The sequence below is a fragment of the Aestuariibacter sp. A3R04 genome, from assembly GCF_018860805.1.
Taxonomy (GTDB): domain Bacteria; phylum Pseudomonadota; class Gammaproteobacteria; order Enterobacterales; family Alteromonadaceae; genus Alteromonas.
This window is the reverse complement of record NZ_JAHKQR010000011.1, coordinates 1,021,722-1,039,345: the sequence shown is the minus strand read 5'-3', so window position 1 is coordinate 1,039,345 and position 17,624 is coordinate 1,021,722. Positions and strand designations below refer to the sequence as shown.

General features: G+C 46.0%; 16 protein-coding genes. 14 read left to right on the top strand and 2 right to left on the bottom strand.

Features of this window, described 5'->3' with window-relative positions; all coding sequences use genetic code 11:
• The first annotated feature begins 57 nt into the window (after positions 1-57).
• From KO518_RS14055 to KO518_RS14025, 7 genes are all read left to right on the top strand, one after another.
• Positions 58-1,245, top strand: coding sequence for a thiamine pyrophosphate-dependent dehydrogenase E1 component subunit alpha (locus KO518_RS14055; protein ID WP_216026429.1), 1,188 nt, complete (start codon positions 58-60; stop codon positions 1,243-1,245).
• Positions 1,245-2,222, top strand: coding sequence for an alpha-ketoacid dehydrogenase subunit beta (locus tag KO518_RS14050; protein ID WP_216026428.1), 978 nt, complete (start codon positions 1,245-1,247; stop codon positions 2,220-2,222). The genes KO518_RS14055 and KO518_RS14050 overlap by 1 nt, the downstream gene beginning before the upstream one ends.
• Positions 2,223-2,233: 11 nt before the next feature.
• Complete coding sequence (locus KO518_RS14045; protein WP_216026427.1) at positions 2,234-3,868, top strand: dihydrolipoyllysine-residue acetyltransferase; 1,635 nt, start codon at positions 2,234-2,236, stop codon at positions 3,866-3,868.
• Between the two features lie 53 nt (positions 3,869-3,921).
• Entirely contained in the window at positions 3,922-4,815 is an 894-nt protein-coding gene (locus KO518_RS14040; protein WP_252736124.1) for a 23S rRNA (adenine(2030)-N(6))-methyltransferase RlmJ, read from the top strand.
• Positions 4,812-6,659 carry a serine/threonine protein kinase gene (locus tag KO518_RS14035; RefSeq protein WP_216026426.1) on the top strand — a complete coding sequence of 616 codons (1,848 nt, stop codon included), beginning with the start codon at positions 4,812-4,814 and terminating at the stop codon, positions 6,657-6,659. Before KO518_RS14040 ends, KO518_RS14035 begins: the two co-directional genes overlap by 4 nt.
• On the top strand, positions 6,659-7,513 hold the full coding sequence (locus tag KO518_RS14030) for an acyl-CoA thioesterase II (protein ID WP_216026913.1): 855 nt from the start codon (positions 6,659-6,661) through the stop codon (positions 7,511-7,513). Before KO518_RS14035 ends, KO518_RS14030 begins: the two co-directional genes overlap by 1 nt.
• A gap of 443 nt (positions 7,514-7,956) precedes the next feature.
• Positions 7,957-9,036: an alanine--glyoxylate aminotransferase family protein gene (locus KO518_RS14025; protein WP_216026912.1), complete on the top strand. Its 1,080-nt coding sequence runs from the start codon at positions 7,957-7,959 to the stop codon at positions 9,034-9,036.
• A 48-nt stretch (positions 9,037-9,084) separates the two neighbouring features.
• Here KO518_RS14025 and KO518_RS14020 read toward each other — a convergent pair whose 3' ends face one another.
• Both KO518_RS14020 and KO518_RS14015 read right to left on the bottom strand, forming a co-directional pair.
• Positions 9,085-9,810 carry a DUF3307 domain-containing protein gene (locus KO518_RS14020; protein WP_216026425.1) on the bottom strand — a complete coding sequence of 242 codons (726 nt, stop codon included), beginning with the start codon at positions 9,808-9,810 and terminating at the stop codon, positions 9,085-9,087.
• Positions 9,807-10,445: a hypothetical protein gene (locus KO518_RS14015; protein WP_216026424.1), complete on the bottom strand. Its 639-nt coding sequence runs from the start codon at positions 10,443-10,445 to the stop codon at positions 9,807-9,809. Before KO518_RS14015 ends, KO518_RS14020 begins: the two co-directional genes overlap by 4 nt.
• Positions 10,446-10,661: 216 nt before the next feature.
• On the opposite strand from KO518_RS14015, the gene KO518_RS14010 reads away from it, so the two are divergent.
• The 7 genes from KO518_RS14010 (at position 10,662) to KO518_RS13980 (ending at position 17,623) form a co-directional block, all read left to right on the top strand.
• Positions 10,662-11,891: a nucleoside recognition domain-containing protein gene (locus KO518_RS14010; RefSeq protein ID WP_216026423.1), complete on the top strand. Its 1,230-nt coding sequence runs from the start codon at positions 10,662-10,664 to the stop codon at positions 11,889-11,891.
• Between the two features lie 148 nt (positions 11,892-12,039).
• Positions 12,040-12,723: an SIMPL domain-containing protein gene (locus tag KO518_RS14005; RefSeq protein WP_216026422.1), complete on the top strand. Its 684-nt coding sequence runs from the start codon at positions 12,040-12,042 to the stop codon at positions 12,721-12,723.
• A gap of 15 nt (positions 12,724-12,738) precedes the next feature.
• Positions 12,739-13,194, top strand: a complete 456-nt coding sequence (locus KO518_RS14000) for a GAF domain-containing protein (protein ID WP_305855277.1) — start codon at positions 12,739-12,741, stop codon at positions 13,192-13,194.
• Positions 13,191-13,481 carry a hypothetical protein gene (locus KO518_RS13995; protein WP_216026421.1) on the top strand — a complete coding sequence of 97 codons (291 nt, stop codon included), beginning with the start codon at positions 13,191-13,193 and terminating at the stop codon, positions 13,479-13,481. Before KO518_RS14000 ends, KO518_RS13995 begins: the two co-directional genes overlap by 4 nt.
• Before the next feature lie 18 nt (positions 13,482-13,499).
• Entirely contained in the window at positions 13,500-14,159 is a 660-nt protein-coding gene (proQ, locus tag KO518_RS13990; protein ID WP_216026420.1) for an RNA chaperone ProQ, read from the top strand.
• A 1-nt stretch (position 14,160) separates the two neighbouring features.
• On the top strand, positions 14,161-16,200 hold the full coding sequence (gene prc / locus KO518_RS13985) for a carboxy terminal-processing peptidase (RefSeq protein ID WP_216026419.1): 2,040 nt from the start codon (positions 14,161-14,163) through the stop codon (positions 16,198-16,200).
• A gap of 88 nt (positions 16,201-16,288) precedes the next feature.
• Positions 16,289-17,623 (top strand): sodium-dependent transporter, encoded by a 1,335-nt coding sequence (locus tag KO518_RS13980; protein WP_216026418.1) that lies wholly within the window; start codon positions 16,289-16,291, stop codon positions 17,621-17,623.
• Position 17,624: the final 1 nt, after the last annotated feature.

The following is a 17,624-nucleotide window of genomic DNA, read 5'->3' as shown; positions in this document are numbered from 1 at the left end:
TAGCATGGATTTTACATTCAACACGTCTGTGGCGAATACTACTGAAGGATACAAAACGTGAAAGACAGAAACCATCTTGCCCGAGTGAGAGTAACTCACAAGGTAAATATTATTGAGAATGGTCTCGTTGACATTCCCATGTTGCAAATCCTGTCTGCAGAAGGTGTTGTCCACGACGACAGCACAGCGCCTGTATTGGAAAAAGAAAAAGCGCAACGCATTTTGGAGGTTATGCAGTTTACCCGGATCCTCGATGAGCGTATGGTTGCGGCACAACGCCAAGGACGCATTAGTTTCTATCTGGCTTCCACCGGTGAAGAGGCGGCCACTGTAGCCAGCGCTGCTGCACTATTTGACAAAGATATGATCATGTCGCAATACCGTGAACAGGGAGCGTTAGCCTGGCGGGGATATCGTACTGAACAATTTATGAACCAGATGTTCAGCAACAAACTCGATCCTAATAAAGGGCGACAAATGCCCATTCACTATGGCGACAAAGCACTTGGATTCATGACAATTTCATCCCCCTTGGGTACGCAAATTCCACAGGCCGCGGGTTTTGCTTATGGACAGAAAATGGCTAACGAATCCGCGGTAACTATGTGCTACTTCGGTGAAGGCGCGGCCTCTGAAGGGGATTTTCACGCTGGGCTGAACATGGCTGCGGTATTGGGTTGCCCGGTAATTTTTTTCTGTAGAAACAATGGTTACGCTATTTCAACACCTGCAGAAGAGCAATTTGCCGGTGATGGTATAGCTTCACGAGGCATAGGCTATGGTGTTAAAACCATTCGTGTAGATGGCAACGATCCATTGGCGGTTTATGCTGCTACACAGAAAGCCAGACAACTTGCTCTGGACACCCTGCAACCTGTATTAATTGAAGCCATGACATATCGCCTGGCTGCGCACTCTACCTCCGATGATCCCAGTGGGTATCGTTCCAAAAAAGAAGAAGAAACATGGCAACAAAGAGACCCTGTATTGCGTTACACCCGGTGGTTAGATAGTCAGGGTTGGTTAGATAAAGACAGTATCGAAAAGAAGCAACAGACGATGCGGGAAGACGTATTAGCGGCATTGAAAACCGCAGAAAAGGTAGAAATAAATCCTGTGGATGATTTGGTTACTGATGTGTTTGATCACGTTCCTTGGCATCTCAAAGAGCAACTAGATGGTCTGAAGCGCCATATCAAGCAGTATCCTCAGATGTATCCGAAAACGTCAGGGAGTGTGAAGTAATGGCACAAATGAATCTTCTTCAGGCGGTGAACAATGCGCTAATTACTGCGATGATACAAAACGACAAGGTATTGGTGCTGGGCGAAGACGTCGGCCATTTTGGAGGTGTGTTTCGGGCAACCAGTCATTTACAGGAAAAGTTTGGCAAGGGCCGGTGCTTTAATACTCCGCTTACTGAGCAGGGAATTATTGGTTTTGCCAACGGTCTCGCGGCACAGGGAGCCTTTCCCGTGGCAGAAATCCAATTCGCTGATTATATATTTCCAGCATTCGATCAAATCGTCAATGAAACAGCTAAATTTCGCTACCGTTCGGGAGGCCAATTCAGTTGCGGCACTCTGACTATTCGTACGCCCTATGGAGGGGGAATTGCTGGTGGGCATTACCACAGCCAGTCTCCGGAAGCCTTTTTTGCACATTGCCCGGGCCTTCGCATTGTGGTACCGCGTAACCCTTATCAGGCAAAGGGGTTGCTGTTAGCCTCGATTAGAGACGATAACCCTGTGTTGTTTATGGAGCCTAAGCGTCTTTACCGTGCTTCGGTATGTGATGTTCCTGAAGATGACTATGAACTCCCCTTGGGCAAGGCCGATATTGTTCAAGAAGGCGAAGACATAACCTTGGTGGGTTGGGGAGCACAAGTTGAAATATTGCAAAGGGCTTCAGAACGCGCACTGGAAGAAGGGATAACGTGTGAAATCATTGATTTGCGCAGTATTGCGCCTTGGGATGCAGAAACAGTGATTGAGTCAGTGATGAAAACCAACAGACTGCTAATAAACCACGAGGCGCCCATGACCGGCGGCTTTGCTGCAGAAATAGCTACGACTATTCAAGATAAGTGTTTTCTGTACCTTGAAGCGCCCATCGCCAGGGTTTGTGGTTTGGATACGCCCTTTCCGTTGGCACATGAAAAGGAATATATGCCAGACGAAACGAAAACCTATGAAGCGATTATCCGCACAATGCATTATTAAGGGGTTAGATAATGATTACAGATTTTATTTTACCCGATATTGGAGAGGGCATTGTTGAATGTGAACTCTTAGCGTGGCTGGTAGCCGAGGGGGAACTAATAGAAGAAGACCAACCTGTAGCTGAAGTAATGACGGACAAAGCAACGGTACAAATTCCGGCAATGTACAGTGGTGTGGTCAAGCAATTGTTTTATAAGCCAGGGGATATTGCAAAAGTCCACGCCCCGCTATTTAGTATGGAACTGTCTGGTGCAATGACCACAACGCAGGAAAAATCTGCTCATAACAATGACAGTCAACCGGTCGTCCCCACAGCAGAAAAGCAGGATAATGACACAAACAACGCGCTGTCAGTTGAGGATTTCCTTTTACCGGATATTGGTGAAGGTATTGTTGAATGCGAGATTGTCAAATGGCACGTAGAAGAGGGTGAACAGATAGAAGAAGATGCGGTAGTCGTGGAAGTGATGACGGACAAAGCGGTAGTGGAAATACCAGCGAAGCACGCAGGGGTGGTTGTCAAACGCTACTATCAACAAGGGGAAGTGGCGGCAGTTCACAAACCTCTGTTTTCCATTGCCGCCAGTGATAGTTCCATTGCAGATCATGTGACGCAAGATAAAAAAAGTGACGGTCAGTCTTGTGATATTGCTTGCGATAAACAAGTTCAAAACAGTAGTCAGCTAAGTCATGGTGGCAGTGAAGGTCAGTTTGAACCCGTTTATATTCGACCTGGTAAAACAATGGCTAGCCCCGCTGTACGTCGTATGGCCAGGGAACAAGGGGTCGTCTTGTCAGATATTGTAGGCACTGGTAAAAAAGGGCGGGTGTTGAAAGCAGATGTTGCCGCAGCAATAGAATTAAGAGTAGGGAGTGACACACATGACGAAGTCAAAACCGCACACCTTCCGAAAAAGCCAATCAGCCAAAAAAACACAGGAGTGGGGCGCACTGTAAAAGTGAAAGGTATCCAGGCTGCCATGGCTCGTCAAATGGTGGCCTCAGCTAAAACTATTCCCCATTTTACCGTTAGTGATGAATTGCAAATGGATGCGCTCATGTCCTTGCGGAAAAAACTAAAACCAGCGTTTGAAAAGCGGGATGTAAAACTCAGCTTTATGCCGTTTTTTATTAAATCTCTTTCCCTTGCGCTTACCGAGTTTCCAATTGTCAATGCCCAGCTTAGCGATGATGGCACTGCTCTACAATACTTCTCGGATCACAATATTGGTTTTGCCGTGGACAGTAAAATGGGATTGCTGGTACCTAATATCAAACGGGTACAGGATTTATCATTGCTTGATATCGCCATTGAACTACAAACATTGATTGGTTTAGCGCGTGAAGGGAAATTGCCTGGCGAAAGCCTTAAGGGAGGAACCATTTCTATTTCCAATATTGGTGTATTGGGTGGAATAACAGCCACACCGGTCATCAATATGCCTGAAGCCGCGATTGTTGCATTGGGTAAAACGCAAAAACTACCGCGCTTTAGCACTGATGGCAGCGTGATTGCGCAGCATATCATGCACGTAAACTGGTCTGCAGATCACCGTTTTATAGACGGCGCCACCATGGTCAGGTTTAACAACAGGTGGATGGAATATCTGCACGAACCGGACAAAATGCTAATGTTTCTAAAGTAAGTACGATTTGGAGGCCAATGGGCCTCTGTTCGTTATCATGTTGGCGCGTTACAATGGTTCACATCAATTTGTCTTTATATGAGTTTTGTGTGCTTAGCTATCTACACGCCTTTCACGCTGGAAATCACGCTGATGTAATTAAACATTTGTGTTGGCTCGGTGTTATTAATTATCTGAAGAAAAAAGAAAAGCCCTTCACGGTTTACGATACTCATGCAGGGGCAGGGTGTTATGCCCTAACGGGCGAACAAATGCAGAAAAACCGAGAGTTTGAGACAGGGTTTGTTCCCTTGGCGGGAATTAATCCGCAATCGTCTCTCCTTAGCGGCTACCTTGACGCGATGACGCCTCACTGGGAAAATTTGCAATATGCCGGTTCTCCACTTCTCGCGGCGAACGCATTGCGGGCTCAGGACAATGCGCATTTTATGGAACTTCATCCGACTGAATCTGAAGTACTTACTCAAGTGATTCGCGGCGTGGCCAAAGGTAATACCCATGTACATCACAGGGATGGGCTAGAAGGCGTAATTGCCCTCACGCCGCCGAGCGCGAAACGGGGGGCAATATTGATAGATCCCCCCTACGAGCGCCTGAACGAATACGAGGCAATTCCCACTACTATCCGAAAAATTTTGCAGCGGTGGGCGGCGGCACAAATTGTACTTTGGTATCCGTTACTATCCGGTCGGGCCGGCCGTAAAGCGGGAGCAAGCGAAGCAATGGTTAGTGGTTTATCCAATGTTGGAAAAACCTCATTTACGGCAGAATTACGCGTTGCTGACAAACATCTCGATACTGGTATGTACGGCTCTGGTGTAATGGTCATTAATCCTCCCTGGCAACTCGATGCACAACTACACGAAGCGCTTGACGAAGTGAGCAAGCATCTAGGCCCGAGCGTCAGCAGTACGATTAACTGGGTCAAAAAAGAATCCAACTCATGAGTAGTCCCCGTGGTTTAAAGCATTTTTACATTCCCGACGATCAGTCGGTCTATTTGCTTTCTCATGAAGATGCGCAAAAACTGCGGGATTGGGTGGAGTTGTGTAAGAAACAACTGGAGTCACTGGGCTTTAGTGCCATTACGCTTATTGGCAAAGGGGCTTTTGGCTTTGTTTTTGGGGGGATTTCGCCGGACAACGAATCTCTCGTCTTCAAATTTTCCAGAGTCAATTTACCTCAACATGTTCAAGACCGGCTTGAAGAAGAAGCCTTTATGCTTTCTCAAGTCGCGCACCCTTATGTACCGGGCCTGCGTGAATTCCAGTTGGTAGGAAAACAGGCCATTCTGGTAATGATGAGGGCCAAAGGGCAGGATCTCGAGAGAGTTAGTCTCGACAACGGGCCGTTACCAGCGCGTATCATCGTTAAAATTGCCGTACAAATAGGTGAGGTGTTGCTGAGTTTACGGCGCTGTGGCGATGGTCATAGCAAGCCAGTGGTTCACGGTGACATAAAGCCTTCTAATCTCGTATGGGACCCAGCGTTAGAGCAGGTTGCTCTCATCGACTGGGGGTCTTCTGTGTTTGCACAGTTAGACAGCGATGGACAAAGCGTTGAAAATAATGTCATGGATTTAATGTCAGGCGATCTGCAACAGACAAATGCGCGTCTTGGAGACGTATATTTTATTGGTGACGAGCAACTTAACGGAGCATTGTCGTCACCGCGATTTGACGAGCAAGGACTGGCAAGTACCCTCTATGCGCTTGCTTCGGGGCAATCCAGTCGTTTTGGTAGGAAAGTCATTACGCCATCCTCTTTGGGGCTTCCTAAAATGTTGGCAAGTATTCTTTCTTATATGCTTGATGATGATCCTATCCGTCAGCGTCTCGGTGGCGATTATTTCTTCAATCACCTGCACGTGTTGAAGCAAATTGTTTTCGCTTCGGACCAGCCACCAGACTATACGGCCATGATCCCTACGTGGCTTGCCTGCGAGCCAGAAGACATTGAAACTGTGGTGTATAGCTCTCGCAAGTCTTTTTTACGGGAAATATCAACAGATGCCCTTGGCGCACTTAAATACATTAACGATGCGCAATTTGACCGCTATTACAAAAATTATCTGCAAGGCATGGGAGAGACGGAAAAGGGTTTTGTTGCCGCAGTATCACGTCTTGGGAAATATCCGGTAGTCGGCGGCATTGCCATTCGCTGGATGCCTGACGGTATTTACGTTGATTCAAGTTTAAACTTACATGATAAATCCAAGAAAGCGGCCTTTGAGCAGGCGGTAAATAATGTTATTACCCTGGCAAGAGCGATTCATCGAAAGGGCATATTTAAGTGTTGTCTGTTCAATGCAAAAGATACGTTACATCTGGAGAGAGACGCTCCAGATGTACCATTTATTCCGACAACCAGCTGTGTTATCCCCTTTGAATTGTCAAAGTTGCCCCTATCTTCTGATAGTAGTCGAATTCATTCTTATTTTGAAGATGGTGATGACCCTGATGAGTTGTTAAAATTGCCAGACACCATGATGGCCATTTTAAAGCAATTAAACGCTATTCATCACACTGGTTGCGTCATTTTTGAAGCGCTGCCACGTCACCTTAAAATTCACAGTTATTATAAGTTATTGGATCACGACAAAAAGGAAGAGTTCACCGCACTGTTAGGGCAGCTTGTTGAAGCGGTGCCTGACATCGACGGTTTGGGCATTTCAGGATTTATGAAATTGCCATATAAAGACACCCGGTATTTCGAACACCGGGCACAACTTCCGGAAAAATACTACCCCCGGAATCCTAAATTAGTATTTACAGAGACGACAAACGAATGATGAGCGAAGTAAAACTTGCTTCCCTGATGGAACTTGAAACCATTGAGTATGGCATTTATCGCGCCCAAAGCTGGGACCTGGGTTTTCGAGCACTGTTTGGTGGACAGGTTTTGGGGCAGGCTTTGACAGCGGCATATAAGACAGTAGAGACCGGGCGGTTTGCTCATTCGTTCCACTCGTATTTTTTATTGCCTGGTGATGCAAAAAAACAGGTCGTTTACGATGTTGAGGTCGTGCGTGACGGCAATAGTTTTTGTACTCGTCGTGTAAAAGCCGTCCAGGACGGTCGTACAATTTTTTATATGACAGCTTCCTTTCAGCGGGAAGAGCAGGGCATGGAGCATCAGTTTGCCACTATGCCCGACGTGCTACCACCAGAGAAAGTGACATCTGATATTACCTTTTATGAAGCCAATTTTGATAAGTTGGCCCGCCCTATGCGCGAAGCACTTAGTTATCATCGGCCTGTCGACATCAGGACTATCGATGCCGTGAATGCCTTTTCAGCTAAAAAGCGTGACCCTCAAAGATACATTTGGTTACGGGCACGAGAAACCATGTCGGGAAGTGAAACATTGAATCAGGCCGCACTAGCTTATGCATCTGATTATCATTTTCTCAGTACTTCGTTGCAGCCCCACGGTGTTTCAGTATCTGACAGGGATCTTAGAATTGCTACCATTGACCATGCTATGTGGTTTCACAAACCGGTGAATTTTAACGAGTGGTTACTGTATGTTACAGAAAGCCCGTTTAGTGGTAACGCCCGGGGAATTGTAAAGGGGCAGATTTTTAATCAGCGGGGAGAATTGATTGCTTCCACTATGCAGGAAGGACTTATGCGTAAAGTGTAAACTCAGGTGACTCAGAATAAAAAATGCCCAGAACTTTCGTTCCGGGCTTAGGGGAATGGCTCATTGCTGAGCCGTGCGCTAACTATTAAAAGGGAGAGGTTACCCGTTAAATATTTCACTGGGATCCATACTATAGATCAAAACCGCTCACTTTATAAACAAAAAATAGTGGGAAAGTACAAAAACTTCCTCAAGTATCTTTATTTTACCACCGCTGAATAAAAATCATAGGGTTAATTCCGATCAAGCTGTGATCATATATGTCAGTATACACCCTCATAAAATATATGTAGCCGAAAGTAGCCATTCATATTAGTTATAGTGGTCATGGTACGATTGTACCGTCTGCGACAGGGTGCCACAATGATACTACCCTTTGACAGGCAAGACAGGAATTCGATATGACTCTACCAGCTTCTTTTATTCCCCCGGAGCGCACTCTAATGGGGCCGGGCCCTTCAGATGTGCCCCCGCGAGTACTCAATGCCTTAGGGCGCTCCACCTTAGGACATTTGGATCCACTATTCATCGACCTTATGGATGAAACCAAATCACTGCTGCAATACGCCTTTAAAACGGAAAACCCATTAACCATGCCCATCTCTGCGCCAGGTTCAGCTGGTATGGAAGCTTGTTTTGTGAATCTCGTTGAGCCTGGCGATAAAGTGGTGGTTTGTATTAACGGTGTGTTTGGCCGTCGCATGGTTGAAAATGTAACCCGTTGTGGCGGTCGGGCTGTAGTCGTTGAAAATCAATGGGGTACACAAACTGATCTCAACGCGGTTGAAGATACATTGAAAGCGAACCCTGACAGCAAAATTCTTGCTTTTGTTCACGCTGAAACATCCACGGGTGTGCGCAATGACGCTGCTTCCCTTTGTCACTTGGCACAACAATTTAACTGTCTTACCATCGTTGATGCAGTCACCTCGCTTGGCGGTATTGAGGTTGATGTAGATGGGTGGGGAATTGATGCTATCTATTCCGGATCTCAAAAGTGTCTCAGTTGTGTGCCAGGCTTATCACCGATCTCTTTCAGTGAGCGGGCAGTATCTGTTATCCAAAACCGGAGCCATCCGGTTCAAAGTTGGTTCCTCGATATGAATCTCATTGTGGGATACTGGGGCCAAGGTGGTAAACGAGCGTATCATCATACGGCACCAGTGAACAGTGTGTATGCGTTGCATGAGTCGCTGCTTATGTTGAAAGAGGAAGGCTTGGAAAATGCCTGGCAACGCCATCAAACAGGACATGAGAAACTACGTGATGGTTTAGCAGCATTGGGGTTAGAAATGGCTGTGGACACTGGTTATCGCTTGCCCCAACTAAATGTGGTAGTGATTCCTGATGGTGTTGATGACGGTGAAGTTCGTGGCCAGTTACTGCGTGATTTTAATCTTGAAATCGGTGCGGGATTAGGCGCACTTGCCGGAAAAGTATGGCGAATTGGATTAATGGGCTATGCGTGCAAAGACAGGAATATAGATCACTGCCTTGCCAGTTTGTCCAAGGTACTCCAATAGGTCTCTTCAATTGATTTCAGGGAAGGCTGGCTATTTCCTGCTGGTCTTTTACCCTTCAATCTTGACAATCAGCCAGCCAACTACCAGAGCGCTGGCAAAGCTCATTAAAGTGCCTAACATCATGTATTCTGTTAGTCGCATGTCTTTTTGCCGTGACAAATCGCCCACCCGGAATACGGTTTTGGTTGCGACAAGAAAACCAAGTCCAGTGTATTCGTCTACCAGAATAAAAGACAATGCCAGTAACCGTTCAACGTAGCCGATATAGCGCCCGGCTTTTCCCAAACTGTCGTTGTCAGCCCCTTGTAACTGCGCCGTATGTTGAGAGAGTAATTGAGCAATAAGCAAACTGGCAGGACGGAAAATAATTAAATAACCTACTAAGTAGAGTATGTGCTCATGGGTGAGGCCGTTTTTTAATGACAGTAAGAGTTGCCAGATTGATGCTGTTTGAAAAGACAGTGAGACAAACACAATAACCAGAATATGGGCCAGTTGATCCATAACGAAAGCCAGGGCACTGTGCCTGCCCGCTTTAGCCCAGTCGATGAGTAAATGGGTTGCTGTAATCACTCCGGCAGCTGCCAAGCCATGAAACAACCCCGCGCCTGCAAGCCACAAAGCAATGATTGCCAGAATACTGTGCACACCCGCATGCATAAACAACGCTGGCGACTGAATGCCATTTTGGTGTCTGCACGTTATCCACTTTGTCGGTTGAAGGTAGAAGTCACCAATAAAGTGTGCCGCTAACAAAAGCAAAAATAGCGTCATAGTTGTTGCTTGTCCTTTTGGTTTAGCTGGGCATTCGTGTAGTTTATGAACGGTTGTAGCAAATCGCCCCCTGCGGCTTTTAGTCGTTCACTGATGTTTTGACGCGACGTGTGTGCCCATTTTGCCAGCACTTTGTGTGCAGGAAAACCTTCTTTGATATAATGATAGAGTAACTCCGCTTGCTTGGCGCTGAGTTTGTTTATTATATAACTCATCTGTTGGCATATAACGTCAGTAGCTGACTGTAATGAAGCAGCATGGCTAATGATGCGCAGTTCGCCCGGCTTGGATTTTTCAAGGCCCCGGCCCGATTGCACAAATACGGTGCCGGTAGAGCGGCCTGGTTTGCCTGTACTGTAGTGACCACTTCCATAGGCCAAACATTGGGTACAGTCTGTGATATACCCCTTAACTTGGCTATTTAGAAATAACTTTGTCTGAATCATCACCGTGATTGCGGCTTCCGGTTGAGTGAAAACCAACTGAAATCCGTCGCCGCGATAGATTTCATAATCGACGCCATGGTGCTGATGCAAGGTTTGAAAATAAGCTTCCATTGCGTCAATAATGGCCTGATATGCTGTGGCCTCTAATTTTGTCGATTGCACCAGATCACCGGTGAGTACCGCAAGCATAGTGACTCCTTATTTTGTCATGACTCAGATTTTACTTTAGCAATATTGAAGGCTTGCTTTTCTTAATGCAAGCTTAATTACTTGCTTTTTTCATTGCAAGCTTAAAGTCTTGCCTTAAAAATCAAATCACGGTTTATCAGCGGTTTAACAGAAATCGACAACATAATTCAGGAATTAATGTACACTGCATCCACCATTAATTAGAAATAAAGTATTATGCTTCATCGAATCTGGCTCTCGTTTATCGTATTCGCATTTTTGGCAACTGTCTGGCAAGGTTTTTTTGGCGACAACCCCGGCGGTTTCCAATCAGTGATGCAATCAGTAACCAGTATGGCACAGTTGAGTGTGGACATCGCTATTGGCTTAATTGGTGTGTTGGCGTTTTGGCTAGGCATCTTTGAAGTGGCTGAAAAGTCGGGGTTAATTGAAAAGTTCTCTAAAGTGCTCGCGCCGTTTTTATGCCGAATCATGCCGGATTTACCCCGCAATCACCCGGCACTAGGCAGTATAACCATGAACATGTCTGCAAACGTGTTGGGCCTTGATAACGCAGCGACTCCCTTTGGGATCAAAGCGATGCAAGATATGCAAAGTCTTGCATCGCGAAAAGACACGCTTACCAATAGCCAGATCCTGTTCTTGGTGATGAATACCTCGTCGGTAACCTTGTTCCCCATAGCTGTTTTTTTATATCGCGCTGAGCAGGGTGCAGCACAACCCACAGATGTATTTATTCCTATTTTACTCGCGACAAGTGCATCCACAATGGCAGGTCTTCTCATTACGTGTTTGGTACAAAAGGTGAACTTATTAAATCGAGTAGTTGTGTTGTACCTGGTAGGGATTTTTAGCTTGTTGGGGGCTGTTATCGTGTACTTTTCCTCTCTTGCGGCTAATGAACTGGCAGCACAATCGGCCGTAGTGGCTAACTTTTTACTGTTTTTGTTTATAGTGGTGGTGCTGGTAACCGGTTGGCGAAAACAGCTAAATACGTATGAACTATTTATCGATGGCGCTAAAAAAGGGTTCGAAGTGGCGATATCACTTATTCCTTTCCTGCTCGCCATGCTCATTGCCATAGGCATGCTCAGAGCAAGTGGCATCCTCGACATGGTTGTCAATGGCATCGCTTATATGGTTACTGTGCTGGGCGGCGATCCCCGGTTCGTTGAGGGGCTGCCAACGGCAATCATGAAGCCGCTAAGCGGTAGCGGAGCAAGGGCATTAATGATAGAAACAATGCAACACCACGGTGCTGATTCTTTCGCTGGTCGCTTGGCGTCAGTACTGCAGGGTTCTACCGAAACCACTTTTTATGTGCTGGCTGTATATCTGGGGGCTGTGGGAATAAAACATTCTCGCTACGCCGTAGCGTGTTGCCTGGCTGCAGACCTGGCTGGGATTGTGGCTGCGATTTTGGTGAGCTATTGGTTCTTTGGCTAATGACTACATCAAAATGCCAATACCGCGTAAGCGTTAAGTGAATATTCATCTTTTATTCAGGCAAAAAGATGCACAATGAAGACAACAATGACAAAAACCGGAATCGCGATAACCTGTATTCAAGCGGTTTCGGGGAAAAGGAGATCGTATGATAAAACGTTATTCAGCGGTAATTGTTCTTTTTACTACTTTGTTTGCAGGTAACGTTATAGCGGCTGAGCCGGCTATTCAGGTTTCTGGGGAAGGGCGGGTTGCTGTTGTTCCGGATGCCTACACTATGACATTTGTACTTGAAGAAAGAGGTGAATTAGTCGCCAAGCTAAACGGTCAGCTTCAAAGCGATATGTCGGCTATCCTAACTTTTTTACTTAAAAATGGCATTGAAGAAAAAAATGTTCAGTCAATGCAGATCAATTTGAATCCCTATTATGAATCAACCCCACAAGGCAGACAGCAAAACGGTTTTATTCTCAGTCGCGAAGTGCGCATAACCGATACAAATATAGACAACTACGATAGTATTATTGATGGTGCATTGTCTAGAGGGGTAGATCGGGTGCAAGATTTTAGGTTTATTGCTAGCGAACAACAAAATGCCTACCAAAAAGCCTTGATAAACGCCGTTAAAGACGCCAGATTACGCGCATCACTGCTGGCAGAAGAACTTGGCGTGTCGCTGGGTAATGTTCTGTCAGTGTCAGAAAGTGGTCAGGGCTATCCAATGCCGGTGATGCGCATGGAAATGGCAAAGGCGGATAGTTTTTCCACAGCCATGCCAGGAGAGCAACAAATTAGCGCGCGGGTTAATGTAACTTTCGCCATTAACAACTAATAGCAGAGGTATTGTTTGAAAAGTACGTTTTATGCTGAGATATTGGCACAGGCAAAGGGGCTAATGAATGGCGAAACCGACCTCATTGCAAACATGGCTAACCTAAGTGCGGTTATATTTAACAGTATGGAAAGAATAAACTGGGCCGGATTTTATCTGTACAAGGATGAGCAGTTGGTACTGGGGCCCTTTCAGGGCAAGCCTGCGTGTATAAGAATTCCAGTGGGGCGGGGCGTGTGCGGGACTGCCGCTGCATCCAGAGAAACCCAGGTTGTAGAAGATGTACACGCGTTTGCTGGCCATATAGCCTGTGATGCCGCCTCCAATTCAGAAATAGTCGTACCTTTAGTACACAAGGGTGAGCTCATTGGTGTACTGGATATAGATAGTCCGGATTTCGCTCGCTTCGACGCTGATGACAAGGTTGGTGTTGAAGCTCTAGCCAACGCGCTTATGGATACCTTTCAATGAAAGAATACGTAGATATTCACGTGGTGCTTGCAACACCACAGGACATGGAGGACAAATTTGATGCACCAGATGAAGCTGCTGAGCGCATAAATTTTATACTTCACTGTATTTACGACCGCGCAGATGATGATGTCGAAACACATTGGCTTGAGCGTTTATTGCACTATACTTGGGAAACATGGCATCAAACTGACAATTTATTAGATATAGATGACGATGAATTGCTTGATTGGGTTGACCACACGCTGGCAACTTGGGATGATGCAGACAATGAAGAAGATTATTAACCTGCACGTAAAATATTAATGGAACAACCAGAGAAGTTTTCAAACAGTAAAGAAGTCATTGCCTTTTTGGCAGAATCGTTTCCTCACTGTTTTTCCACAGAAGGCGAAGCTCGTCCTTTAAAAATAGGCATTTTTCAGGATTTAGCTGCTCGCTTGGAACAGGAAGAGCGCATCAGTAAAACACTGTTGCGCTCTACACTCAGACACTACACTAACAGCTGGCGTTATTTGCATAGCATTAAAGAAGGCGCTTACCGTGTCGATCTTGACGGCAATCAGGATGCTCAAATAGAAAAAGAACATGCTGAACATGCAAAACAGCAGCTTGACGAAAGCAAAGCCAAAGCCGCCGAAAAGCGCAAAGCAAAGCAGAAAGCCTCGGGTGAAAAGCGTCAGGCTCCCAGAAAACCGCGACCAGAAAACGCCGAAGCGCCGGCAGGACGTGGTAAAAAGGGAACTAAATTTAAATCTGACAGACCAAGTAAGACACCGCCGGCAAAACTGACTGATGCTGATATGAAGTCTGGTACCTCGGTAACTGTAAAGTTGGGCAAAGCTCCTATGCATGCCGTTATCACTGAAGTTGCTAAAGATGGTATTCACGTTCAGCTTGACTCCGGCATGGTCGTCAAAGTCAACGCAGATGCCTTACGTTTGGCAAATTCCAAGAGGTCGTAATATGAAAGAACTCCTTCGCATTTCCATTGCCAGTGCTTTTTTGTCCGTCGGTATTGGCGCCGGTGCAACGACAACTGCCGATTCGGTAGAACACTTGCCTTTGCTCCAACAGGAAACCCAGCACAGTGTAGCGGCTAAACGTGTGAGTGCATTGTTTACCCGGGCACACTACAAGGAAATTGCGTTGGATGATGCGTTGTCCGAGAAAATTTACGATCGCTTCTTGCGATCTCTCGACAACAACAAACAAGTGTTGTTGAAATCTGATGTTGCTGCTTTTGACCAGTATAAAGACGCTTTTGACGACGCCCTGAGTCGCGGTAATTTACAAGTAGCGTACGACATGTACAACAAGAGCGCTCAGCGCCGCGTTGAACGTTATGAGTACGCCTTGAGTCTGTTAGAAAAACCCTTCGATTTTGAAAAAGCAGACGACAAATTCTATTATGACCGTGAAGATGCCGCTTGGCCGGAAACTGAAGCAGAACTAAACGAACTTTGGCGTCAACGTGTGAAATACGATGCGCTAAACCTCATTCTGGCAGATAAAACCTGGGATGAGGCTAAAGAATTATTGACGAAACGCTATACCCGCGCGATTAAACGCTTGAAACAAGCGGAAAGCGAAGACGTATTTCAAACCGTGATGAATTCCTTTGCTCGCAGTGTTGAAGCGCACACCAGTTATCTGTCTCCGCGTAATGCAGATCGTTTCCAAATGGAAATGAACCTGTCATTTGAAGGAATTGGTGCAGTATTGCAAAGCGAAGACGATTTTACTGTCATAAAAAGTGTTGTACCCGGGGGGCCTGCAGATAAATCAAAGGCACTCAAGCCCGAAGACAAAATCATTGGTGTTGCCCAGGATGACGAAGAGTTTGTTGATGTGGTCGGTTGGCGGTTAGATGAAGTTGTTGATCTGATTAAAGGCCCAAAGGGTAGCACTGTCCGCTTGCAAGTACAAAAGGGTACGTCAGACAGTAAAGCAATGTCAGTGGTGAGTTTGACTCGGGACAAAATCAAGCTTGAGGATCGCGCTGCCAAATCAGAAGTATACGAGCCTGAGACCGGCCCTCACGCGGGTGAAAAGCTCGGTGTGATAACCATCCCCAGTTTTTACAACAACTTACACGCAGACGTAAAAAAAGAGCTTGATGCGCTTAAAGCGCAGGATGTGAAAGGTATTATTGTTGACCTTCGCGGTAACGGCGGCGGGTCACTAACAGAAGCCACCATGCTAACCGGTTTATTTATTGAAAAAGGCCCTGTAGTACAAATTCGCTACGGCGAGGGCAAGGTCAGTGTAAACCGGGATACCGATGGTCAGGTAGCTTACGATGGGCCTCTTACCGTGTTGGTGGATCGTTACAGCGCGTCAGCGTCTGAAATTTTTGCTGCAGCAATGCAGGATTACAGTCGCGCCCTGATTGTCGGTGAACAGACTTTTGGTAAAGGCACAGTTCAGCAGCATAGAGGGTTGGGGCGTATTTACGATTTATACGACAATCCCCTTGGCAGTGTTCAGTTTACAATTGCGAAATTTTATCGCATAGATGGTGGCAGTACACAGCACAAAGGCGTGGTGCCTGACATCAAGTATCCATCGCCTATTGATCCGGCAGACTGGGGTGAAAGCCAGGAAGAAAACGCATTGCCATGGGACAGAATCGACCGTGCAAATTATACGACTTTCGGCGACAGTCAAAGTGCGTTGGATGTATTAGCAGCAAAACACAATGCCAGAGTTTTGAAAGACCCTGAGTTTATTTATCTGGGTGAAGATATTGTTGAGTACCAGAAAAATAAAGACAGAAATTTCATTTCTTTAGTTAAATCTGAGCGCGAAGCGAAGAAAAAAGAATCCCTTGATAACGAACTCGCCCGGGCTAATGAACGACTGGCTCGAATGGGCAAAGCACCGGTTGAGTCGCTCGACGATTTACCTGAAGAATTAGAAGAACTGGATCCATTCCTGGATGAAGCTGCGAATATTACGTACGATATGCTTGATACTGGGAAATACGCAATTAACCATCATTAGCGTTACACAGACAGGGGCTGGTACCAACGCCAGCCCCTTTTTTTGTGTCTATAAAAAACAAATAAAACAATAATAAAGGACGACATTTATGGCAATGCGAGGTGAATTCTCATCCCGGATTGGTTTTATTCTGGCTGCAGCGGGTTCTGCTGTGGGTCTGGGTAATATCTGGGGCTTTCCAACACAGGTCGCAACGAACGGCGGCGCAGCATTTGTACTTGTTTATTTATTACTCGCTTTTGTACTGGCATACCCGGTATTGATGGCTGAGTTGATCATCGGTCGTTCCAGCCGAGCCAACATGGTAGACGCGCTAAGCAAGATTTCAGGTAATAAATTAGGTGTTGCGACTGGCTTGTGGGGCTGTGTAACAGTGTCAATGATACTCGCTTTCTACGGTATTGTCGGCGGCTGGATGCTGGCCTATTTTTTCGATGCAGTGACCACAGTAGCAGGTATTGATGAGACGTCAGCGTGGTTATTGGGTTTTTCCGACAGCAGAAATTTGATTTTTACCGGCCTGTTTATGGCCTTAACTGCCAGCATTGTTTTAGGTGGCGTAAAGTCAGGCATCGAGAAATGGTCGGTGAGGCTGATGCCAACACTTGTGATTATTATTCTGGCTTTAATTGTCTATGTAAGCTTTCAACCCGGGGCAATGGAAGGATGGGCAGCATTTCTGGTACCTGATTTTTACCGTGTCCTCGACCCTGATTTGCTTATTAGCGCTATGGGCCAGGCTTTTTTCTCCATGTCCCTTGGCGTTGGTACTATGCTGGTTTACGGATCTTATCTCTCGAAAGACGAGAATTTACCTTCCATTGGCGCTTCCGTGGCGTTGGTCGATATCGGCGTTGCTATCATCGCTGGTATGTTGATTATTCCTGCTATGTACGTGGCTCTAAATAACGGCGTTGAAATTTTCACCGACACGGGCGCGCTCATTGAGGGGGATCAGTTAATTTTTAATGTATTGCCAGCATTATTCGAGTCTATCGAGGGCATTGGCATGTTCATCGCAGTAGCATTTTTCGCCCTAATGGTCATTGCGGCAGTAACGTCATCTATTTCTATGCTTGAAGTACCCGTGGCATATCTCGTTGAAAATAAAAAGCAAAAACGCAGCCGTGCAGTCTGGATAATGGCAATGGTAATATTTTTCTGCAGTGCTGTGATTATTTTTAATTTCGAGGTGCTATTCGGTTTAGTCATTGCAGCTACCACGCAGTACAGTCAGCCGCTATTGGGTTTTGCATTGTGTATTTTTGCTGGGTGGGTTTGGCGTCGCGACAACATATTGCGAGAACTTAAATCGGGCTATGACAATGCCGAGTACAGTTTGTTCTGGAAGATCTGGCCCTGGTATGTCAAGTTTGTATGCCCAGTCATCATTCTTGTGATGTTTATTCGTTCGGTATTCTAAG